Annotated in this window: 20 protein-coding genes and 2 other annotated features; all 20 genes read left to right on the top strand. The window is 51.2% G+C overall.

The genetic code is table 11. The annotated features are described in order from the left end of the window. The first annotated feature begins 47 nt into the window (after nucleotides 1-47). Nucleotides 48-170 carry a hypothetical protein gene (locus tag M3200_RS08675; RefSeq protein ID WP_022383134.1) on the top strand — a complete coding sequence of 41 codons (123 nt, stop codon included), beginning with the start codon at nucleotides 48-50 and terminating at the stop codon, nucleotides 168-170. 12 nt (nucleotides 171-182) lie between these two features. Then, nucleotides 183-414 (top strand) — a binding site (T-box leader). Between the two features lie 108 nt (nucleotides 415-522). After that, complete coding sequence (locus M3200_RS08670; RefSeq protein WP_022383133.1) at nucleotides 523-1,545, top strand: uroporphyrinogen decarboxylase family protein; 1,023 nt, start codon at nucleotides 523-525, stop codon at nucleotides 1,543-1,545. A gap of 25 nt (nucleotides 1,546-1,570) precedes the next feature. Then, nucleotides 1,571-2,446: a transporter substrate-binding domain-containing protein gene (locus tag M3200_RS08665; protein WP_022383132.1), complete on the top strand. Its 876-nt coding sequence runs from the start codon at nucleotides 1,571-1,573 to the stop codon at nucleotides 2,444-2,446. A 36-nt stretch (nucleotides 2,447-2,482) separates the two neighbouring features. Next, entirely contained in the window at nucleotides 2,483-3,178 is a 696-nt protein-coding gene (locus M3200_RS08660; RefSeq protein WP_022383131.1) for an amino acid ABC transporter permease, read from the top strand. 9 nt (nucleotides 3,179-3,187) lie between these two features. Beyond that, on the top strand, nucleotides 3,188-3,910 hold the full coding sequence (locus M3200_RS08655) for an amino acid ABC transporter permease (RefSeq protein ID WP_022383130.1): 723 nt from the start codon (nucleotides 3,188-3,190) through the stop codon (nucleotides 3,908-3,910). Between the two features lie 2 nt (nucleotides 3,911-3,912). Further along, nucleotides 3,913-4,740, top strand: a complete 828-nt coding sequence (locus tag M3200_RS08650) for an amino acid ABC transporter ATP-binding protein (RefSeq protein WP_022383129.1) — start codon at nucleotides 3,913-3,915, stop codon at nucleotides 4,738-4,740. Nucleotides 4,741-4,796: 56 nt separating this feature from the next. After that, nucleotides 4,797-5,810: an alpha/beta hydrolase gene (locus tag M3200_RS08645; RefSeq protein ID WP_022383128.1), complete on the top strand. Its 1,014-nt coding sequence runs from the start codon at nucleotides 4,797-4,799 to the stop codon at nucleotides 5,808-5,810. 74 nt (nucleotides 5,811-5,884) lie between these two features. Then, nucleotides 5,885-6,116: a binding site (T-box leader), on the top strand. A 59-nt stretch (nucleotides 6,117-6,175) separates the two neighbouring features. Next, complete coding sequence (locus tag M3200_RS08640; RefSeq protein ID WP_022383127.1) at nucleotides 6,176-7,048, top strand: transporter substrate-binding domain-containing protein; 873 nt, start codon at nucleotides 6,176-6,178, stop codon at nucleotides 7,046-7,048. Nucleotides 7,049-7,170: 122 nt separating this feature from the next. Then, nucleotides 7,171-8,529 (top strand): M20/M25/M40 family metallo-hydrolase, encoded by a 1,359-nt coding sequence (locus M3200_RS08635; protein WP_022383126.1) that lies wholly within the window; start codon nucleotides 7,171-7,173, stop codon nucleotides 8,527-8,529. Between the two features lie 136 nt (nucleotides 8,530-8,665). After that, nucleotides 8,666-9,661 (top strand): tRNA dihydrouridine synthase DusB, encoded by a 996-nt coding sequence (gene dusB, locus M3200_RS08630; RefSeq protein WP_022383125.1) that lies wholly within the window; start codon nucleotides 8,666-8,668, stop codon nucleotides 9,659-9,661. 456 nt (nucleotides 9,662-10,117) lie between these two features. Beyond that, complete coding sequence (gene purE / locus M3200_RS08625) at nucleotides 10,118-10,609, top strand: 5-(carboxyamino)imidazole ribonucleotide mutase (RefSeq protein WP_022383124.1); 492 nt, start codon at nucleotides 10,118-10,120, stop codon at nucleotides 10,607-10,609. 26 nt (nucleotides 10,610-10,635) lie between these two features. Then, nucleotides 10,636-11,499: a phosphoribosylaminoimidazolesuccinocarboxamide synthase gene (locus tag M3200_RS08620; RefSeq protein WP_108850913.1), complete on the top strand. Its 864-nt coding sequence runs from the start codon at nucleotides 10,636-10,638 to the stop codon at nucleotides 11,497-11,499. Nucleotides 11,500-11,654: 155 nt separating this feature from the next. Then, the gene (purF, locus tag M3200_RS08615; RefSeq protein ID WP_022383122.1) at nucleotides 11,655-13,076 is read left to right on the top strand and encodes an amidophosphoribosyltransferase; all 1,422 of its coding nucleotides are present in this window, start codon (nucleotides 11,655-11,657) and stop codon (nucleotides 13,074-13,076) included. Between the two features lie 19 nt (nucleotides 13,077-13,095). Next, nucleotides 13,096-14,154, top strand: coding sequence for a phosphoribosylformylglycinamidine cyclo-ligase (gene purM, locus M3200_RS08610; RefSeq protein ID WP_108849961.1), 1,059 nt, complete (start codon nucleotides 13,096-13,098; stop codon nucleotides 14,152-14,154). 240 nt (nucleotides 14,155-14,394) lie between these two features. Continuing rightward, nucleotides 14,395-15,108, top strand: a complete 714-nt coding sequence (gene dapD, locus M3200_RS08605; protein WP_022383120.1) for a 2,3,4,5-tetrahydropyridine-2,6-dicarboxylate N-acetyltransferase — start codon at nucleotides 14,395-14,397, stop codon at nucleotides 15,106-15,108. Continuing rightward, nucleotides 15,108-16,259, top strand: coding sequence for an N-acetyldiaminopimelate deacetylase (locus M3200_RS08600; RefSeq protein ID WP_022383119.1), 1,152 nt, complete (start codon nucleotides 15,108-15,110; stop codon nucleotides 16,257-16,259). Before dapD ends, M3200_RS08600 begins: the two co-directional genes overlap by 1 nt. A 72-nt stretch (nucleotides 16,260-16,331) precedes the next feature. After that, complete coding sequence (locus tag M3200_RS08595) at nucleotides 16,332-17,513, top strand: aminotransferase class I/II-fold pyridoxal phosphate-dependent enzyme (protein WP_022383118.1); 1,182 nt, start codon at nucleotides 16,332-16,334, stop codon at nucleotides 17,511-17,513. A 208-nt stretch (nucleotides 17,514-17,721) separates the two neighbouring features. Further along, on the top strand, nucleotides 17,722-18,342 hold the full coding sequence (gene purN, locus M3200_RS08590) for a phosphoribosylglycinamide formyltransferase (RefSeq protein WP_022383117.1): 621 nt from the start codon (nucleotides 17,722-17,724) through the stop codon (nucleotides 18,340-18,342). A gap of 77 nt (nucleotides 18,343-18,419) precedes the next feature. Then, the gene (gene purH / locus M3200_RS08585) at nucleotides 18,420-19,961 is read left to right on the top strand and encodes a bifunctional phosphoribosylaminoimidazolecarboxamide formyltransferase/IMP cyclohydrolase (protein ID WP_022383116.1); all 1,542 of its coding nucleotides are present in this window, start codon (nucleotides 18,420-18,422) and stop codon (nucleotides 19,959-19,961) included. Between the two features lie 14 nt (nucleotides 19,962-19,975). Next, nucleotides 19,976-21,253 (top strand): phosphoribosylamine--glycine ligase, encoded by a 1,278-nt coding sequence (purD, locus tag M3200_RS08580; RefSeq protein WP_022383115.1) that lies wholly within the window; start codon nucleotides 19,976-19,978, stop codon nucleotides 21,251-21,253. Nucleotides 21,254-21,395: the final 142 nt, after the last annotated feature.

Below are 21,395 nucleotides of genomic sequence, written 5' to 3'. Positions count from 1 at the left end.
ACGGGAGCTTTTTGATTTAGAAAAATACAGAAAAGGAGCGAAAGACGATGGGAAAAATGATAGCCAGAGAAATCGACAACTTGACATGGAGAGTCGCAGGCTGCCTGCTTTTCATCGGAATTTCCGCTCCGGCATTCCATAAGTTTTACAGAAACGGCATTGAACATTAATTCTTGCCTATAATAACTGCGATGAAGGAAAGAGTAAGTCTTCTGAATATGGCAAAGCGAGTCCGGATAGTGAAAGCGGATACAGATAAGATGACTGAATTGCATTCCTGAGCGGGACGGCCGAAATGAGAGTAGGTCTCCGGGGCGGCGCCCCTTACAGCGCACGGAGTATGATAGTACTTCATGAGGCCTTGCGGGAGACCGCAGGCAAAATAGGGTGGAACCACGAATCCTCGTCCCTTCGGACGGGGATTTTTTGTATACAGGAGGGAAAAAGAAATGAAGCGATGTAGACATTGCAGGAAAGCAGGAGACAGTTAACGATGATCATTTAAAACAGGAGGCATTACTTATGAAGCAGAGCAAAAGAGATTTGATTACAGCAGCATTCCACAACCAGGAAACCGGCCGCATGGCCCTGGGATTCTGGCACCATTTCCTGAAGGACGAAACCGGAGCCGATGCATTCCTTCATCCAGAGCTTACGGATGAAGTCATTCAGGGACAGGAAGATTTCTATCAGGCGTTCTCCCCGGATATGATCAAAATCATGACGGACGGCTTCTTCAGCTATCCGGCAGAAATCCTCCAGAAACCATTGACCAGCAGAAAAGCGCTTTCAGAAATCAAGCCGCTTGGAAAATCATCTGTCTGGTTTGAAAGTCAGATCGCTTATGCAAAGCTTCTCCAAAAGAAGTACGGCAGTGAAGTCCCTCTCTTCTACAATGTGTTCGCCGTCCCAAGGACGATCGAATTCATGCAGCAGACAGCCGGAAGCCCGATCGACCTTGGCGCATGGGTGAGGGAAGAGCCGGAAACGCTCACAAAGGCAATGGACATCATTTCCACTGATTATGCAGAGCTTGCAAAGGCTCTTATCAGCGAAGCAGGAGTGGACGGGATTTACCTTTCCGTCAACAACGTGAGCCCTGATGGAATCACGGAAGAAGAATACAGGAAGTACATCGCTCCTTACGAGCTGAAAATCCTGGAAGCGGCCAATGAGGCAGGCGGAAGCAATATTCTTCACATCTGCGGCTACCATGGCTTCAGGAACCATCTGGAATGGTACAAGGATTACCCGTTCCTGGCAGTCAATGTGGCCAACCACGTCGAAGGGATTACGCTTGGAAAGGAAAAGAAACTCTTTGGCGGAAGGGCCGTCATCGGAGGATTCGGACAGACTGAAAATGATCTGATCTACAAGGGAAGCGAAAAAGAAATCAGAAGCGAAGTCAGAAGACTTCTTGATGAAAGCGGGACGAAGGGGGTTCTCCTTGGTGCTGACTGCACGATTCCAAGAGATACGGATATCCGTCATCTGGAATGGATCAGGGATGAAGCAGACAAGTACGTGAAGGAACACAAGGCATAAAGAGTAAAGGAAAAGGAGAACAACTATGAAGACGGGAAAATTATGGAAAGCACTCATTCTGGCAGGCATCGTGGGAATCGCGGGAGGGCTTGCAGGATGCGGCGGTGAAAAGGCAGACAAGGGAGCATCTGCTGCTGTATCGTCCAATGGAAAGAAAATCGTGAAGATCGCGCACACGGCGCACTATTTCCCATACGACTATGTGGATGACAAGAATCAGTCGGACGGCATGGAAGTCGCTGTCATGAAGGAAGTGGCAAAGAAGCTGCCGCGGTATGAATTCCAGTATGTGCCGACATCTGATGATGATCTTCTGATCGGCGTCGAATCCGGCAAGTACGATGCAGGAACGAAGGGGATCTGGAAGACACCGGCCCGCGAAAAGAAATACATTTTCCCGGAAAACAACATTGCTGCCAGCGTCATCGGCGTAACGATCAGAAGCGAGGATGCGGATAAGATCCACTCCCTGGAAGATTTCGCCAAGGCAGGCAAGAAGCTTGTGCCGATTGCTCCGCAGAATGCGCAGTACCAGGTCATCAAGGATTTCAATACTGCTCATCCGGATTCCCCGATCAATCTGGAAGCGTCTGAAAACTTCCAGGTCGCTGATGCGTACAGCTGGGTGCTTGAAGGACGCTATGACGGATACCTTTCCATCGAGCTGGCTTACAAGAAAAATGTGACCGCACCGGATGCGCCGTACAAGGATTACAAGAACAAGCTGACATATATCCGCTACAAAGCGCTTCCGACATATGTCCTTGTCAACAAGAACGACAAGGAACTGGCCAGACAGATCAATCAGGCGCTTGGCGAACTGAAGAAGGAAGGCAAGATTGCCGAGCTTGAGAAGCAGTACTTCGGTGAGGAAATCAGCCCGCTTCTGGATCAGAAATAAGAATGGAATGGAACGATTGAATAAGGAGGGATACCCATGGATACGAGGCCATTCAGCCCGGATGTCATACTGACATCCATACCTGCTTTACTGCCATACCTTGAGGTGACGCTTATGGTCGGCCTGATCAGCGTCGTGACCGGATCAGCCTTCGGGCTTCTGCTCGCATGGGCCAGGCTTTCAGGAAATAGGATCCTGTCATCTCTGGCGGAAGGATACACGTACATCATCCGCTGTACGCCGTCCATCGTCCTTCTTTTCATCGTTTTCTACGGACTGCCGGTCTTTGCAAGGGATGCGCTGGGAATCGATCTCGATAATCTGTCGCGTGCGATTTTCGTCATCATCACGTTCACGCTTCTCTTCGGAGGCTTCGTATCGGAAGTGTTCCGCTCCGCTTACCTCGCTGTCCCCAAGGGGCAGTATGAGGCGGCGGTTACCATCGGTCTTTCTCCTTGGAAAGCATTCCTGACGGTCGTGATGCCGCAGGCAGCCGTCATCGCTCTTCCGAATTTTGGAAATTCGGTCATCAATCTTCTGAAAGAAAGCGCCCTGGCTTATACGATCGGGCTCATCGATCTCCTGGGCAGGACGAATCTTATCATTTCCCAAAACTACGGCGCGTACGGCATAGAGCTTTATGCAGCGTGCATGCTGATTTACTGGATGGTGAATATCCTTCTTGAAAGGACATTTCTTTTCGCCGAAAAACGGCTGTCACACAGAGAATAGGAGGCAAGTATGGAACTGGATCTGTCATTCATGGAAGAGGCGCTGCCCTTCCTCATCAAAGCCATTCCCGTGACGATTTTCATCACAGCGGCAACGCTCATCCTCTCTCTTGTGCCGGCTTTTCTGATGGCGGAGAAGAGAGTGCGTGGAGGCGGAAAAGGAAAGGCAGAAAAGCTCATCATGCTCTACATTTCCTTTATCCGCGGAACGCCGCTCGTCCTGCAGGTGCTTCTCGTGTATGCGCTCATGCCGAGCATCCTGAATTCCATCGTCAAAGCGCTGGGGCTTCCCATCGACGTATTCCATGACATCAATCCGCTCTGGTATGCAGTGACGGTTTTCACGATCAATACGACGGCTCTTCTTTCGGAAATCTTCCGCTCGGCCATGCTGGCGGTGCCGGAAGGGCAGATGGAAGCAGGACTTACGATCGGGCTTTCAAGGTTTCAGACATGGATCCATGTCGTCGTGCCGCAGGCTCTGACATCTGCGCTTCCCAACCTCTGCAATCTCACGGTCAACCTGATCAAAGGCACGTCGCTCGCCTTCTTCATGGGAATCAAGGACATCATGGCAGCCGCAAAGATTCAGGCGGCCTTCGGCTACAATTACATCGAGGCATACCTGGAAGTATTCATCCTTTATATCGCAATCTGCACCATCGTTCAGGTTGTTTACAAGATTTTCGAAAAACGCGCCGGACTCTACCGCGCAGCAGGACAGGAGGGCTAACTATGCTGGAAATTAAAAACGTAAAGAAAAGTTTCGGGAAACAGGAAGTACTGAAGGATGTGAGCCTGCGCGTGGAAAAGGGAGATGTCATTGTGATTCTGGGGCCTTCAGGCTCCGGAAAGACGACGCTTCTCCGTTCCCTTGCCTTCCTTGAAAAGGCAGACGGAGGTGTGATGATGCTGGGAGACAAGTCGCTTGATATGCACAATGCATCATCCAAGGACATTGCCTGGGTCAGGAAGAGGACAGCTTTCGTCTTCCAAAATTACAATCTCTTTGCCAATAAGACAGCGCTTGAAAATGTCATGCTGGGCCTTACGGCAGGGCGGGGCATGAAGAAGGACGAAGCAGAGCGCATTGCAAGAAAAGCGCTCCGGGATGTAGGCCTTGAAGACAGGATGGATTACTATCCCTCCCGCTTGTCCGGAGGGCAGCAGCAGCGCGTCGGCATTGCAAGAGCCATGGCAGTCAAGCCGGACGTCATTTTCTTTGATGAACCGACATCAGCTCTGGATCCCGAACTCGTCGGCGGTGTCCTCTCTGTCATGAAGAAGCTGGCAGAGGACGGCGTGACGATGATTGTGGTCACGCATGAAATGAAGTTTGCCCGTGAAGCGGCCAGCAAGGTCATCTTCATGGACGGCGGGGTCATCGTGGAAGAGGGAGATCCTGAGACGGTATTCACCCACCCGAAGGAGGCAAGGACGAGAAAGTTCCTGCGCCGCATTCTTGATCATGAAGATATCCCCGAAGACAGGGAGGGAATCCCTGAAGTGCGCGCAGCCGTGAAGAGTATTCCATCTGTCAGCGCGATGCCGGGATTCATGTAAGCTTTCTCCTTTCCGGTGTATAATAAAGAAAAATGACGGGAAAGGGATGATTCCTGATGGATGAGGAAAAACCGATCATATTGACCGCGCAGGGAAGTTTCTCTGCCGGCGGAAAGACGCTGAAGGCGGAGGGGACGTATGACCCTTCTCATGCGCTTGATCCTGCCGGACAGACAAAGCATGTCGATCATGCCTATGTGTTTTATCAGGCGCCGAAGGATGCGAGGCCGAACGCTCTCGTGTTCCTCCATGGAGCCGGGCAGAGCGGAGCCGCATGGGAGACGACGCCTGACGGGCGCGAAGGATTCCAGACGATATTCCTCCGTAAGGGATACAAGGTATTCCTGATGGACCAGCCGGGACGCGGCAGGGCGGCGAGTGTTTTGACAAGTGCATCCGTCGAGCCAAAACCAGACGAAGCGCTCTGGTTTGATATTTTCCGCTTCGGCCATTATCCGGAAAGATTTCCCGGCGTGCAGATTCCTGAAGGGGAAGAGGCCGCCGACCAGCTCTGGCGGAGGGTGACACCGGATACGAGGACCTTTGATGCCGAGCTTGTCTCGGATACGCTATCAGCGGCAATCGACCGTGCAGGGCCTTCTGTCATCGTGACGCATTCGCAGGGAGCCGGCGCAGGCTGGCGCGCTGCCATGAAGAATGACAATGTCAGGGGCATCATTGCCCTGGAGCCCGGCGGAGGATTCCTCTTTCCTGATGACGATGTGCCCGATCCATTGATTTCCACAAGCCCCTTCGGTGCTCTTAAGGCAGAAGGCGTCGATCCGAGGGATTTCCACAAGCTGACGGAAATCCCGATCCTCATGATCTTCGGAGACAATATTCCAGACGACATGACACGCTGGGGCGGCGAAGACAACTGGAGAGTCCGCCGCATGGAAGCGGAAAACATGGCAGAAGAAATCAACCGGCAGGGCGGGGATGCCCGTGTCATACGGCTTCCTGACGTCGGAATCCATGGAAATACGCATTTCCTTTTCGAGGATCTGAATAACCGTGAAATCGCGGATCTCATGGAAGACTGGATGATCGAAAAGGAACTGGACAGGTAAGAAAACCAAGTTTCATCTTCCTCGTTGACATACTGTCAAATTAGTGATATTGTAGGTATATCGAATAGAACAAATATAATGTTATGACGAAAAGAGTAGTCATTCCGAAGCCGTAAAAGCGAGTCCGGAGGGTGAGAGCGGACGCGGACAGGATGATGAAGTGCATTTCCGAGCATCGAAGGCTGAAATGACAGTAGGCTTTCCCGGGCGCTCCCGATACAGGGCAGAGGGTCTTAGGACTCTCAGAGGCATATCTGGCGACAGGTATGCGAATTTAGGTGGAATCACGAGTCTCTCGTCCTGAAAAGGACAGGGACTTTTTTATTTAGCAATCAACAGCCGGAAGGCAACGAGGAGGAAACTTTATGAACAAGAAAACAAAAATCGCAGCAGCAGCACTTATTTCATTTCTTGCAGCAGGACTCATTGCCGGATGCGGCGGAGACAAGAAGGCAGCTTCTTCTGCAGCTTCTGCAGCAGCTGACGGAAAGAAACACGTGAAGGTCGTTCTTTCCAGCACGGAACGTCCGCTTTCCTGGACCGATGAAAACGGTAGGACACAGGGCTATGAATACGATATCCTGGAAGCAGTCAATAAGAACCTCAAGGGCTACCACCTCGATCTCCAGGCTGTTCCGCCGGAAACACAGGATGTCATGATGGAATCCGGAGATGCCAAGGTCGCAGCCGGCGGTTACTACCGTACACCGCGCCGTGAAAAGGATTACATCGTACCGAAGACACCGATCGGCGTATCTTCTGTCGAAGTATACATGAGCAAGGAAAATGCAGCGAAGTACCACAGCCTTGAAGATGTCATCAAGGGCGGCGGCAAGCTCGTTCCGAACACACCGAACGGCGGCATCTACAAAGTACTGACAGACTGGAACAAGGAACATAACAACATTCTGAAGGAAGTTCCGATCCAGGACGGCCTGACTCCGGCTGAACGTCTGAGCTCCCTGAAGAGCGGCCAGTATGATGCGCTCGTTTACCCGAACAACCTCGGTGTAGAAGATATTGCCAAAGCTATGAACCTGGACCTTGTCGCTCTCGACAAGCCAATCAAAGTCAATGAAACCGTTCTCATCGTCAACAAGGATGAAAAGGAACTGGCCAATGAAATCGAAGCTGCCCTGGAAAAACTCTCCAAGGATGGCACTCTGAAGCAGATTTCTGAAAAATGGTATCACAGAAACCTCTTCGATCAGCTGGATGAAGCCAACGCACAGAAGTAAGATTTGCCTCTGGGCGGTTTAAATGATACGATAGCCTTATTATATGTATAAAATAAGAGGCGGGATCGCAGCCCGGATCAACCGAGGGAAGCGGCCCGCCTCCTTTAATGAAAGGACGATCTATGGATTTGGAAAACAAGGGAGCCGAAATCAGCGCCCGGAATGAAAAGTACCTGCGCCATCTGCAGGGGCTGGTGCAGATTCCTTCTGTATCAAGCGTGAATGATGAGCATACGGACTGGAGCAGGTTTGATGAGCTGCATCAGTACCTTCAGACGACATATCCGATGATCTATCAGAAACTGGAACTGACGGTGATCGGAAAGGCAAGCCTCCTTTTCCGCTGGCCGTCTGAAAATCCGGACAGGAAGCCTGTCCTTCTGATGGCGCATCAGGACGTCGTGCCGGCAGGACGCGAAGAACAGTGGAGCCATCCGCCCTTTGCAGGCGAGGTGGAAGATGGTTTCCTCTGGGGAAGAGGATCGGAGGACTGCAAGTCGCTCCTCTCGGCCGAAATGGATGCTGTCGAGGAACTTCTGGAAGAACATTTCAAGCCTTCCTTTGATATTTACCTGTCCTTTGGCCACAATGAGGAAGTGCAGTGCACACCGGACAAGAAGGGATCCATTCTGGCGGCAGAATACCTGAAGAGAAACGGCGTCGAGCTGGCCTGCATTTTTGATGAAGGCGGAAATATCATCGACAATGAAAGCGGCGTGAGGGCGGAAGTCGCACTGGCAGAAAAAGCGCCGAATGAATTCGTCCTCTACAAGGACGGGGATGGCGGACATGCCAGCCGCCCCGGAAAGGGAACAGTGCTTGGCGATATTGCAAGGGCCGCCGCAGCTGTCGAAGAACATTCGATGCCCTACCGTTTGACGCCGCTCGTCAAAGCCTTCCTCAAGGCTGAAGCGCGTTTCAAGGACAAGAAGACAGCCAAGGTGTACCGCCACCCGGGCAAGCATTTCAAAAAACTCAAGAAACTCGCAGCCAAGGACAGGACACTGGATGCCATGCTTCATACGACATTTGCCGTAACGATGGCAGAGGGCAGCGCGCAGGCCAATGTCCTTCCGTCCCATGCAGAAGCAACGATGAGCGTCCGCATCCTTCAAGGTGATACTGTGGAATCAGTAAAGAAGTACCTGGAATCCATCATTTCCGAAGGCGTTCTTGTCAAAGTTCCTTTTGCTGAAAATCCGAAACGGGCAGGAAGCACGGACAGCGATGTCTATGAACTCCTCTGTGATACGATCCATGAAGTCTATGGAGAAAAGACAGCCATCGTGCCAAAACTCATGCTCGGCGCCTCAGACTCCAGAAACTATGCTGAAGTATCCCCGGCTGTTTTCCGCTTCTCCGGCCGCGTAAAGACACCGAAATGGGGCGAAGCCCATCAGGTGGATGAAAGGATGCCGGTAGACAAGCTCTACATGCCTGTTGATTTCTTCAAGACATTCCTTGGCAATTATAATAAGTAAAATATATATAAGGGCTTTGGTGAAATGGCTTCACATTTTGCCAGGGCTCTTTTATTGTCCGTTTATATTGTATTTATTTGGAGGAGCATACCTTCTATGGTACAATATACATGTTTTTCAGAAATGGGAGGGAATTATGGATAAACCAGTCATAGGTACTGTCAAGCTTGACGGCTGGGCCGTACTGGCTCCGATGGCGGGCGTCAGCGATCTGGCGTACCGTGTCATAGCAAGGCGCTTCGGCGCATCCATGACTACAGCGGAAATGGTCAGCGCCAAGGGGCTGTATTATAAAAACGGAAAGACAGAAGACATGCTGAAGATCGATCCGGATGAACATCCGGTAGCTCTCCAGCTTTTCGGAAGCGATCCTGAAATCATGGCGCTTGGGGCGCGCGAGATGGCAAAGGCGGGTCCTGATATCATCGATATCAATATGGGCTGCCCGATGCAGAAGGTCGTTAAGAACGGCGACGGATCGGCGCTCATGAAGAATATTCCGCTGGCTGCTTCCATCGTAAAGGCCATGGCGGGCGCCGTGGATATCCCGATCACGGTCAAGATGCGTCTTGGCTGGACAAGGGATACGGAAAACTGCGTGGAACTTGCCAGGGCTGTCGAAGAGGCAGGGGCAGCAGCCATTACTGTCCATGGACGCACAAGGGAAGATTTCTATACAGGAAAGGCGGACTGGAAGAAGATTGCCGAAGTCGTCAAGGCGGTTAAGATTCCGGTCATTGGAAACGGGGACGTCGTTGACGGCCCATCGGCTAAAGCGCTTCTGGAAGAAACAGGATGCGCCGCGGTTGCCATCGGCCGTGCTGCCTGGGGAAATCCCTGGGTGTTCAAGGAAGTGAATGCATACCTTGAAAATGGCGATATTATCGATCCGCCGTCCTGGGAGGAACGCCTTGCCATGGCAAGGGAGCATCTTCACGGCCTTGTCATTGAGAAGGGCGAAAATGCAGCCGTCCGCGAAATGCGCGCGCATGCAAGCCGCTATTTCCACGGACTTCCTGAAGCCGCTGCCCTTCGCCGCGAAATCATGAAGGCGCTCACCGAGAAGGAATTCAATGAGACGATCGACAGGTATGAAGAAGAAAAGCATCTGACCGAGCCGTCAAAAATCTGATTCTTTCCGAACTCTCTCATGGAAATGAATGCATGACGAGAGAATCATTAGGAAAAATAAAGAATTGGTAAGATATGCATTATAATCATGTTGTCTTGCCATATATGGTACCTTTTTACAGTCAATTTTTATTGACAAGGTAAAAGGGAAATATTAGAATGATTAAAGAACGCGAGTAATAGAGCGTGGTGATCGTCGAAGCTTGTGCAGGTTTGTGCGCGCAGGCTTTTTTATCTCACTACGGAGAGGAGAAAAGATGTCCATTGAAATGGTCCTGTTTTCCGAAGGCATCCGGGCGTATGAAATCGTATCCCGAATGACCTGTTCTGTTGCCGTGTGTTTCTTCAGGTCTTGTAAACCACTCCTCTTACGGGGGTCTGTGTCTTTGGCATAGTGTACCCCTAAAGAGGAGATTTTTTGTTATACGGCTAAGCCGTAAAGAGGGAGGATATTACAATGCATGTAGGAATCGTTATGGGCAGTGACTCCGACCTGCCGGCCATGAAAAAAGCATTTGAAATCCTGGACGGATTCGGCGTTACATATGACGTTGCCATTGCTTCCGCTCACCGCACGCCAAAGAAACTGGCTGAATTTGTTGCGGCAGAAGAAGAAAAAGGCGCAGGCGCATTCATTGCCGGCGCTGGCATGGCAGCAGCCCTTCCGGGTGTGGTAGCCAGCCTGACTTTAAGACCAGTCATCGGCGTACCGCTCTCCGGCGCAAAGCTCGACGGTATGGATGCGCTCTTCTCCATTGTGCAGATGCCATCCGGAATCCCGGTAGCTACCGTTGCCATTGACGGCACGAAGAATGCAGCCTTCCTCGCTATTGAAATCGGAGCTGTCTCCGATCGTGAATTGTACAGAAAGTACAAGGAATACCGCGAAGAAGCCGCTGCTGAAATTTACAGAAAAGATGAAAAACTGCAGAAGGAATTGGGCCGTTAATGAAGGCCTCCAAAGGAGAAAACGAAATGAAAGAATACAAACCATTCAAATCCGGCAAGGTACGTGAACTCTATGATCTGGGCGACAGCCTCGTTATGGTCTGCACTGACCGCGTTTCCGCTTTCGACAACATTCTGAAAGACCCGATCCCGCAGAAGGGCGTCGTTCTGAACCGCATGTCTGAATTCTGGTTCGATTTCACAAAGGACATCGTTCCGAACCACATGATTTCCATCGACACAAAGGATATGCCGGAATTCTTCCAGACTGAAGAATTTGAAGGCCGTTCCATGAAGACACAGAAGCTCGACATGATCCCGGTAGAATGCATCGTCCGCGGATACATCACAGGTTCCGGCTGGGAAGGATACCAGAAAGACGGCAAAGTCTGCGGCATCACTCTTCCGGAAGGCCTGAAGGAATGCCAGAAGCTTCCGCAGCCGATCTTCACCCCGTCCACCAAGGCTCCTGTCGGTGAACATGACCAGAACATTTCCATGGAAGAAGGCGTGGAATGGGTCGAAAAGTTCTTCCCGGGCAAGGGCAAAGAATACATGGAAAAACTGTCTGAACTGACACTCGCGCTTTACAACAAGTGCGCTGACTATGCTCTCGAAAGAGGCATCATCATCGCTGATACCAAATTCGAATTCGGCCTCGACAAGGAAGGAAACATTGTCCTGGGCGACGAAATGCTGACACCAGACAACTCCCGCTTCTGGCCGGCAAAGGGCTATGAAGCAGGCCACGGCCAGCCGTCCTTCGACAAGCAGTTCCTGAGAGACTACCTCAAGGCTCATCCTGGAGATACCGTTCCGCAGGAAATCATCGACAAGACGATTGCCATTTACAAAGAAGCATATGAACTTCTGACCGGCATCAAGTTCTAAGATCGTATTCACAGAGTGCGGGAAAGGCTTTCCTTCCGCCCGGGAGCGGGGAGGAAAGCCGCCGCATTTTATATCCCGCTCTGGCGGGTGCTCCCCAGAAAAAATGGGAGGGATTATCCCTCCTGCTGTTTACAGAAAGTCAGGAGAATTTCGGAATGTATAAAAGTATTGATATCTATGATGACAAGCCCCATGAAGAATGCGGGGTATTTGGCATTTTTGACCGTGAATTGTCTGCTGCAGCCGAGACCTATTACGGGATTTTCGCACTCCAGCACCGCGGCCAGGAAAGTGCCGGCATCACAGTGTCTGACGGAAAGGTTATGGAGACTTTCCGCGGTATGGGACTCGTTACCGAAGTTTTCCGCCATTTACCTGAAAAGGACGGGCATATCGGTATTGGACACGTACGTTATTCCACCACAGGCTCTTCGATTCCAGCCAACGTACAGCCGCTGCAGGCTGACAGCATAGACGGATCGATGGCGCTGGCACATAACGGCAACTTGGTCAACACGAAGAACCTTCGCAGAAGACTGCTTCTGGAAGGCTCCACGTTCCAGACTTCCATGGATACCGAAGTCATTATCAAGCTTCTGGCAAGAAGCAGAAGAAAAACAGAAGAAGAAAAGTTCATTGAACTGATGGATGAAATCCATGGCGCATATGCCATCGTAGCATGCACGAATGATGCACTCTACGGCTGCCGCGATCCTTTCGGCTACCGCCCGCTCGTACTGGGCAGGACGGAAAAGGGCTGGGTGCTGGCTTCTGAAACACCGGCTCTCGATGCCATTGATGCAAAATTCGTCAGGGACATCCTTCCGGGCGAAATTGTTTCCATCGATGACAACGGTGTCCGTTCCACCATGTACTGCCCGGTGGAAAATCACCGTCACGGAATCTGCTCCTTCGAATATATTTACTTCGCCCGTCCGGATTCCATCATGAACGGACAGGACATTTATCAGGCCCGCCTCAACATGGGCAAAAAGCTCTGGGAAGAAACCCATTTCGACGGAGACGTCGTCATGAGCGTGCCGGATTCCGGCAACGTGGCAGCTCTGGGATATGCCCAGGCTTCCGGCATTCCTTTCGTGGAAGGCCTTCTCAAGAACAAGTACATGGGACGCACCTTCATCCAGCCGGGACAGAAGCAGCGTGAAAGAGCCGTCCGCATGAAGCTGAACCCGATCCGCATGAATGTCGAAGGAAAGAGAATCATCCTCGTCGATGACTCCATCGTCCGCGGCACGACAAGCGGCATCATCATCAACCTTCTGAGAAACGCAGGCGCCAAGGAAATCAAACTCTGCATCAGCTCGCCGCCAGTCAGATATCCATGCTTCTTCGGCATTGATACCGCTGAAAGAAAGCAGCTGATCGCCGCTAAGTATCCAACAGAGGAAATTTGCAAGATGATCGGCGCCGATGCGCTCCATTACCTCTCGCAGGAAGGCCTCGCTGAATCGATTTCCGAACTGAAGAAGACGGATATGTGCTTTGCCTGCTTTGACGGCATTTATCCGGAACCCGTACCGAACAACGGTCTGGGCGGCATGGAAGAGGAAGAATAGGACAAGGGTGAATAGGGACATGACTGAAAAGAAAAAAGGCCTGACTTACGCGGAAGCCGGCGTTGATATCGATGCTGGCGAAAGAGAAGTGGAACTGATCAAGGAATCAGTCCAGGCAACATACACCAGAGGCGTTCTGGGAGATCTGGGAGGCTTTGGCGGCCTTTTCCGCCTGAAGGATGAACTGACAGATGATCCGGTTCTCGTATCCGGCACTGACGGCGTAGGCACAAAGCTGCGCCTTGCCATTGAAATGGGCATCCATGATACCATCGGCCAGGACTGCGTTGCCATGAGCGTCAATGACGTCCTCGTACAGGGCGCAAGACCGCTCTTCTTCCTGGACTACATTGCTACCGGAAAGCTCGAACCAGAACTGATGGCTGAAATCGTCAAAGGCGTTGCCAATGCCTGCATCGAATCCGGCTGCGCACTCCTCGGCGGCGAAACCGCTGAAATGGCAGGTTTCTATGCCAAAGGCGATTACGATGTAGCTGGCTTTGCTGTCGGCATCGTTGACAAGAAAGACCTCATCACAGGCGAAACAATCGCTCCTGGCGATGTCATTCTCGGACTTCCGTCCACCGGTGTCCATTCCAATGGATACTCCCTCGTACGCCGCATCATCGAGGACAACAACCTGTCCCTGAAGGAAACGTATGAAGGCTTCGATAAGCCTCTTGGCGAAGTCCTCCTCACACCGACCCGCCTCTATCCGAGACCGGTCCTGCCGGTACTGAAGGGCGCTGACGTCAAAGGTCTCGTCCATATCACTGGCGGCGGCTTCTACGACAACATCCCGAGAGTCCTTCCAAAGGGCACCCGCGCTGTACTGAATGCCGATCTCTGGCCGATGCTTCCTGTATTCCCGTTCCTGATGAATCTGGGAGGCGTCGATCCACATGAAATGTACCGTACATACAACTGCGGTCTTGGCATGCTCCTGATTCTCACCCGCGAGGAAGCAGAAAAGGCAAAGGAAATCCTCGCTTCCATCAATGAACCGGTTTACGAAGTCGGCGAAATTACTGAAGGCAGCCAGGACGTCATTGTGACGGGCGGCTTGTTTAATAAATAATTGCCTTAAATGATAGCCGGACTTCTGAGCGGAGTCTGGCTTTTCATTAAAAACCATCTGAAAATATGAGCTGCCCGCGCGGAAGAAAGGCAGCCGAACTTGAAAATTTGTGCCAGAATTTCCTGAAATGATTATATATCCAGGGGAATACGATTCTTACCCCGATTTCGATATAATAAAAATACCTGGTTTTAGGAAAGGGCATGGCCCAAGGCAGATAAGAAGAAAAGGAGATATATTATGGCACAATTAGATGCACAGTCCATCATCAATTTCATAGGCAGCGCTCCTAAGAAAACATTTGTCAAAGTATATGTAAAAGGAAAAAACCTTGACTCCCTGACATATCCGGAGGGAGTGGATGCCTTTGTAGAAAGCAGGACAGGAATCCTCTTTGGCGACTGGAAAGAAGTAAAGCCGTTTTTGGATGAGCATGCAAAAGATTTTGACGCAGTCAGAATTGAAAATGAAGCTAGAAATTCTGCTGTTCCGCTTCTGGATACAAAGAACATCAATGCACGCATTGAACCAGGCGCTGTCATCCGCGATCAGGTACTGATCGGAAACAATGCCGTCATCATGATGGGAGCTATCATCAACATCGGAGCTGAAATCGGAGAAGGCACCATGATTGATATGGGAGCTATCCTCGGCGGACGCGCTATTGTCGGCAAGCATTGCCATATCGGTGCAGGCACTGTACTGGCAGGCGTTGTTGAACCGGCATCTGCTGAACCGGTACGTGTCGACGACGATGTCCTGATCGGAGCCAATGCTGTTGTTATCGAAGGCGTTCACATCGGTGAAGGCGCAGTCGTTGCCGCAGGAGCCATCGTCATTCATGATGTCGCTCCGCATACCGTAGTAGCAGGATCTCCTGCCCGCTATATCAAGGACGTAGACGCAAAGACCACATCAAAAACCGGTCTGGAAGAAGAATTGAGGAATCTGTAATGCTCAAAGAGGACGATCTGATCACGATCCGTCGTCATCTGCACCAGATACCGGAAGTCGCACTGGAAGAAGTGGAAACACATGCATTCCTCATGCAGGTGATCGGCATGATGGACCAGAAGTTTTTGAAAATCCTGGAGCCGAAAGAGCTTCCGACTGCGATACTGGTAAGAGTGCAGGGATCCGACCCGTCCCGGACAATCGGGTACAGGACGGATATCGACGGACTTCCTGTTGATGAAAAAACAGGACTTCCGTACGCATCGCAGCATCCGGGAAAAATGCATGCCTGCGGCCATGATATGCATATGACAGTCGCACTTGGCGTATTGGATTATTTTGCAAGCCACCAGCCGAAGGACAATCTGGTATTTTTCTTCCAGCCTGCCGAAGAAAGCGAAGCAGGCGGAAAGCGTGCCTACGAACTCGGCCTCTTCGAAGGAGAATGGCGTCCGGATGAATTTTACGGACTCCATGTAAACCCGAAAATGCAGACAGGGGTTATCGGATGCCGTATGGGAACACTCTTTGCCGGCACGACTGAAGTCAATATCGATGTGATCGGCAAGGGCGGCCATGCTGCATTCCCGCAGGATGCAAAGGATGCCGTCGTGGCTGCCAGCACCCTTGTCATGCAAGTGCAGACAATCATTTCCCGCTCGATCAATCCGATAGAATCCGGGGTCATTACCCTTGGAAAATTAGAGGCAGGCACGATCAGGAATGTCATTGCCGATCATGCGCGCCTTGAAGGAACGATACGCGGCCTGACACAGGTGATGATCGAAAAGATCAAGGAACGTGTTCAGGAAATCTGCGAAGGAATTGAGAGAAGCTTTGAAGTGGAAGTCAGGCTGGGACTCAATCAGGGCGGATATTTCCCTGTTGAGAATGATCCTGTGCTGACAAAGCGCTTCATCAGATTCATGCAGGAAAATCCTGATGTAGTCTATGAGGAAGTGCCGCCTGCCATGACAGGAGAGGACTTCGGTTATCTTCTGCATCAGTTTCCGGGAACCATGTTCTGGCTGGGCGTTGATGGCGGAGCCCAGCTCCATGAATCTTCCATGAGCCCTAAGGAAGGGGCTATCCAAAAGGGGATAACAGCCATTACTGAATTCTTAGAATACCGCATGATTACAGAAGAGTAATTTTATAATAGAACTGAATTTGTCCTCCAGAGAGACATGATCCCGATGGACAGGAAACAGGAGGTAGATTGTATGCCATCAGTTATTTCAGAATTAAGCGGGATGATTAATCAGAAGCTGACAGAGGTACCGCCGTCAGCGATTCGTGCATTTGACAATGAAATTTCATCTGTCCCGGGAATTATCAAATTAACATTGGGCGAACCGGATTTTGCTGTGCCTGACCACGTCAAAATGGCTGCGGTCAAGAGCATTGCAGAAGACGATTCCCATTACTCCCAGTCAGCCGGAAAGATTGAACTTAGGGAAGCCATCGCAGCGTATCTGAAACGCACAAGAAATGTCGACTATGATCCGGCTTCCGAAATCGTAGTTGCTGTCGGGGCAACAGAAGCACTGGCTGCCTGCACATTTGCTCTCCTGAATCCGGGAGACAAGGTCCTTGTGCCGACACCGGTTTTCCCTCTGTACTTCCCGCTCATTTCCCTTACAGGAGCAGAGGTCGTCATGATCAATACGGCTCCGGAGGGTTTTGTACTGACTCCGGAACGTCTGAAAAAGGTGCTTGAAGAGGAAGGAAGCAGCGTCAAGGCTATCCTCCTCAATTATCCGTCGAACCCGACAGGACGTTCCTATTCGGCCAAGCTGCTCGATGAACTGGCTGAAATCCTGAAAGAACATCATCTGCTGGTTCTGGCGGATGAAATCTACTCCGAACTGACTTATGATGCGGAGCATTCATCCCTGGCAACCCGTCTTCCGGGACAGACTTTGCTGATTTCTGGCTTGTCCAAGTCCCATGCCATGACCGGGTATCGTTTAGGATACGTGGCCGGACCTTCCCAGCTAATCGGTGCAGTCACAAAGATGCATGCATTTATGGTGACCTGCATCAATGACTCCGCACAGGCTGCTGCTGTTGAAGCGTTGAATCATGGAGATAACGATCCGGTTGTCTTCAGGGAAGCATACAGGCACCGCAGAGATTATATGGTGGGCCGCATGCGCAAGATGGGATTTGAAATGGCAGTGCCGGAGGGCGCATTCTATGTATTTGCCAAGATCCCGAAGGAATTCGGAACAGACGACTTTGCTTTTGCATTAAGACTGGCCAAGGAAGGCAGGCTGGGAATTATCCCGGGATCCGTCTTTGGAAGCGGCGGCGAAGGATACGTAAGAATTTCCTATGCGGCATCCGATGAGAAAATCGAAGAGGCAATGAACCGTCTCGAAGAGTTTGTCAGCCATATCTGAAATCAGGCGGGGAGGCGCAGAGCGCCGCTCCAGGTATCGTCCCGTATCAGATAAATGCTATAATCAGTTGGATTTCCATAGGAAAGGCAACCGTAAAATCAGGCAAAATTTCCTGCCTTCGGATGGAATGCTGCCAGCTTGTCAGACCAGTCTTTGTTGAAAACAGAGAACTGGCAGACAGGAACTATTTACTTTGAGGATTTCGTGTATGAACAAAAAGAGAATTGTAATATTTGCATCAGGCCGCGGCTCAAACGCCGAAGCCATCCATGAAGCCTGCGAAAACGGGACAGTCAACGGAGAGGTCGTTGGCGTCATCTGTGATCACGCAGGAGCGCAGGTCCTTGAAAGAGCCAGGCGCTGGAATGTACCCTCCACGGTCATCGAATTAAAATCCTTCGAGAACAAGGCAGCTTTCAATGATGCCCTCCTCGAAGCAGCTGTATCATATAAGCCCGATCTCATCTGCCTTGCCGGCTACATGAGAATCTGCGGAGAAAATCTGATTCATGCATTCCCGAACCGGATCATCAACATCCATCCGGCTCTGCTTCCGAGCTTCCGCGGGCTTCATGCCCAGAGACAGGCCATTGAAGCCGGCGTCAAAGTCGCAGGCTGCACGGTCCACTTCGTCGGAACGGGCCTTGATGACGGCCCGATCATCACGCAGACTGCAGTTCCCGTCTATGATGATGATACGGAAGACACGCTGTCCGCCCGCATCCTGGAACAGGAACATCCTTCCTACGTCCGCGCTGTCGCTGCTTACTGCAGGGATGAGCTTACGATTGAAGGGCACCATGTTTCCGGCATGCACGGCCACCATTAATTCAGACTGAATATCTGATGATTTCAGATTCACATAGTATCGCCCGGAAACGGGCCGTTCACAAAGGAGGAGTTATAATGGCAGTCAAAAGAGCGCTTATCAGCGTATCTGATAAGACAGGTGTTGTAGATTTCGCAAGAGGACTTCATGAACTCGGCGTGGAAATCATTTCCACAGGCGGAACCATGAAGGCAATCGCAGATGCAGGCATTCCTGTAAAATCTGTTTCTGAAGTTACCGGTTTCCCGGAAATGATGGATGGCAGAGTCAAGACACTGCATCCGATGATCCACGGCGGCATCCTTGCTATCCGTGACAACCCGGAACATGTCAAGGCCATGAAGGAACACGGCATTACAGGCATCGACCTCGTAGCCGTCAACCTGTACCCGTTCAGGGAAACCATTGCAAAGCCTGATGTCACCAGAGCTGAAGCTATCGAAAACATCGATATCGGCGGCCCGTCCATGGTCCGTGCAGCAGCAAAGAACTACAAGTACGTTGCTGTTGTCGTCGATCCCAAGCAGTATGATGACATTCTTGAAAGAATTAAAAATGACCAGCTGACTGATGAATTCCGTCTGGACCTCTCCAGAAAGGCATTCCTCCACACAGGCCTTTACGACTGCGCTATCGCTGACTATCTGACAAAACAGGTTAATGGGGATAACGATACACTGCCGGATATTTACAGCATGGCTTATGTCAAGCTGCAGGACCTGCGCTACGGCGAAAACCCGCATCAGAAAGCTGCATTCTACAAGGATCCGGAAGCAACAGGCGGCATCGCTGCTGCCAAGCAGCTCCACGGCAAGGAACTTTCCTACAACAATATCGTTGATATGGAAGCAGCATGGGATCTTGCCTGCGAATGGAAAGACCAGCCGGCATGCGTCATCGTCAAACACACGAACCCATGCGGCACCGCTCTTGGAAGCACAGCTCTTGAAGCATTCCAGAGAGCCTTCGACGCTGACAGCAAATCTGCTTTCGGCGGCATCGTTGCCATGAACCGTGAATGCGACAAGGAAACCGCTGAAGCTATGAAGCCGATTTTCTTCGAAGTCGTCATGGCTCCAAAATTCTCCAAGGAAGCTTTCGACATCCTCAGCACGAAGAGAAATATCCGTCTGATCGAAGTACCATCTTCCGAAAAAGAAGAACTCCAGCTGCACAAGGTTTCCGGCGGACTTCTCGTACAGACACCGGACAACAGCGCTGAAACAAGAAAAGACTGCAAGGTCGTAACTGACCGTGCTCCGACAGAAGAAGAATGGCAGGCACTGGAATTTGCATGGAAGATCGTCAAGCATGTCAAATCCAATGCTATCGTTCTGACCGGCAAGGACGTAACACTCGGCGTCGGTGCTGGACAGATGAACCGCGTCGGCGCAGCTGACATTGCCATTGCTGAAGCAGGAGAAAAATCCAAGGGCTCCGTCATGAGCTCCGATGCATTCTTCCCGTTCGGCGATACCATTGAAGCCGCAGGCAAGGCAGGCGTAACCGCTGTCATTCAGCCAGGCGGATCCATCAGGGATCAGGAATCCATCGATATGGCCAACAAGTACGGCATTGCCATGGTATTCACCGGTCACCGTCATTTCCGTCACAGCTAAGAGAGGAAGTTTAAATGAAAGTATTGGTTATTGGAAGCGGCGGACGCGAACATGCGCTGCTTTGGAAGCTCTCCCAGAGTCCTTCCGTTACAGAACTTTATGCAGTCCCGGGCAATGAAGGCATGGCAGACATCGCCTCCCTCGTTCCGGTAAAGAGCAATGAAGATATTCTGGATTTCGCAAGACTCATGCAGATCGATTTGACCGTAGCAGGACCAGAAACGGTTCTGACCGAAGGCCTTGCCGATCAGTTCGAGGCAGAAGGACTTGCTTTCTTCGGCCCGCCCAAAGCGGCAGCCCGCATTGAAGGCTCCAAGAGCTTTGCAAAATCTCTCATGAAGAAATACGGTATCCCGACAGCCGCCTATGAAGTATTCACTGACGAAGACAAAGCTGTCGAATACCTGAAGACACAGTCCTTCCCGATTGTCATCAAGGCTGACGGACTTGCAGCAGGCAAGGGCGTCATCATTGCCAAGGATCTGGAAGAAGCCACCCATACTGTCAAGGATATGCTCGAAGGCAATTCCTTCGGCGATGCAGGCCGCTCCGTTGTCATTGAAGAATTCATGACAGGCGAGGAGGCGAGCGTTCTCTGCTTCTGCGACGGAACGACTGTCGTTCCGATGGTTTCCTCCCAGGATCACAAGAGAATCGGCGACGGGGATACCGGCCCGAATACCGGCGGCATGGGCGCCTATGCTCCTGCTCCGGTCATGACCCGTGAACTCATTGAAGAAGCCAATGTAAGAATCCTCCGTCCGATGGCAGCTGCCATGAAGAAGGAAGGATATCCATTCAAAGGCTGCCTCTATGCAGGTCTCATGATCACCGATGAAGGACCGAAGGTCGTTGAATTCAACTGCCGCTTCGGCGATCCGGAAACAGAAGCTGTACTTCCGCTTCTCGATGGCGATCTTGCACAAATCATGCTCGACTGCGTCAACGGAAAACTTACACATGAAGAAGTGACATGGAAAGACGGCTATGCTGTCGATGTCGTCCTGGCGTCCGGCGGTTATCCTGCTTCCCATACATCCGGCGAAATCATCAGCGGCATTGAAGATGCCAAGAAGGAAGACTGCATCGTATTCCATGCAGGCACTGCTAAGAAGAACGGCGAATTCGTCGTCAATGGCGGCCGCGTGCTGAATGTTGTCGCCATTGCCCCGACGCTGGAAGAAGCCAAGGAAAAAGCCTACAAGGGCGTTTCCCGCATCCACTGGATGGGCATGCAGTACCGTCACGACATCGCTGACAAGGGCATCAAGCACCTGAAGGATCATCAGTAATTTCATAAGGAAATAAGAAAGGGACTTTGACAAAATGTGTAATCATTTTGCCAAAGTCCTTTTTGTGTTGGCATATTCGATTAGTGGATTATCCAACACGTTTATATATTGGCTTATAGGACATTTCGTGTTGTTTTTATAG

Origin of the sequence: Dialister sp. CAG:357 (assembly GCF_000435155.1) — a bacterium.
Taxonomy (GTDB): domain Bacteria; phylum Bacillota; class Negativicutes; order Veillonellales; family Dialisteraceae; genus Dialister; species Dialister hominis.
This window is presented reverse-complemented; position numbering and strand designations above follow the sequence as displayed.

Coding starts and splice junctions, on each gene's coding strand:
- M3200_RS08675 (WP_022383134.1), top strand. CDS start 48: ATGGGAAAAATGATAGCCAGAGAAATCGACAACTTGACATGGAGAGTC.
- M3200_RS08670 (WP_022383133.1), top strand. CDS start 523: ATGAAGCAGAGCAAAAGAGATTTGATTACAGCAGCATTCCACAACCAG.
- M3200_RS08665 (WP_022383132.1), top strand. CDS start 1,571: ATGAAGACGGGAAAATTATGGAAAGCACTCATTCTGGCAGGCATCGTG.
- M3200_RS08660 (WP_022383131.1), top strand. CDS start 2,483: ATGGATACGAGGCCATTCAGCCCGGATGTCATACTGACATCCATACCT.
- M3200_RS08655 (WP_022383130.1), top strand. CDS start 3,188: ATGGAACTGGATCTGTCATTCATGGAAGAGGCGCTGCCCTTCCTCATC.
- M3200_RS08650 (WP_022383129.1), top strand. CDS start 3,913: ATGCTGGAAATTAAAAACGTAAAGAAAAGTTTCGGGAAACAGGAAGTA.
- M3200_RS08645 (WP_022383128.1), top strand. CDS start 4,797: ATGGATGAGGAAAAACCGATCATATTGACCGCGCAGGGAAGTTTCTCT.
- M3200_RS08640 (WP_022383127.1), top strand. CDS start 6,176: ATGAACAAGAAAACAAAAATCGCAGCAGCAGCACTTATTTCATTTCTT.
- M3200_RS08635 (WP_022383126.1), top strand. CDS start 7,171: ATGGATTTGGAAAACAAGGGAGCCGAAATCAGCGCCCGGAATGAAAAG.
- dusB (WP_022383125.1), top strand. CDS start 8,666: ATGGATAAACCAGTCATAGGTACTGTCAAGCTTGACGGCTGGGCCGTA.
- purE (WP_022383124.1), top strand. CDS start 10,118: ATGCATGTAGGAATCGTTATGGGCAGTGACTCCGACCTGCCGGCCATG.
- M3200_RS08620 (WP_108850913.1), top strand. CDS start 10,636: ATGAAAGAATACAAACCATTCAAATCCGGCAAGGTACGTGAACTCTAT.
- purF (WP_022383122.1), top strand. CDS start 11,655: ATGTATAAAAGTATTGATATCTATGATGACAAGCCCCATGAAGAATGC.
- purM (WP_108849961.1), top strand. CDS start 13,096: ATGACTGAAAAGAAAAAAGGCCTGACTTACGCGGAAGCCGGCGTTGAT.
- dapD (WP_022383120.1), top strand. CDS start 14,395: ATGGCACAATTAGATGCACAGTCCATCATCAATTTCATAGGCAGCGCT.
- M3200_RS08600 (WP_022383119.1), top strand. CDS start 15,108: ATGCTCAAAGAGGACGATCTGATCACGATCCGTCGTCATCTGCACCAG.
- M3200_RS08595 (WP_022383118.1), top strand. CDS start 16,332: ATGCCATCAGTTATTTCAGAATTAAGCGGGATGATTAATCAGAAGCTG.
- purN (WP_022383117.1), top strand. CDS start 17,722: ATGAACAAAAAGAGAATTGTAATATTTGCATCAGGCCGCGGCTCAAAC.
- purH (WP_022383116.1), top strand. CDS start 18,420: ATGGCAGTCAAAAGAGCGCTTATCAGCGTATCTGATAAGACAGGTGTT.
- purD (WP_022383115.1), top strand. CDS start 19,976: ATGAAAGTATTGGTTATTGGAAGCGGCGGACGCGAACATGCGCTGCTT.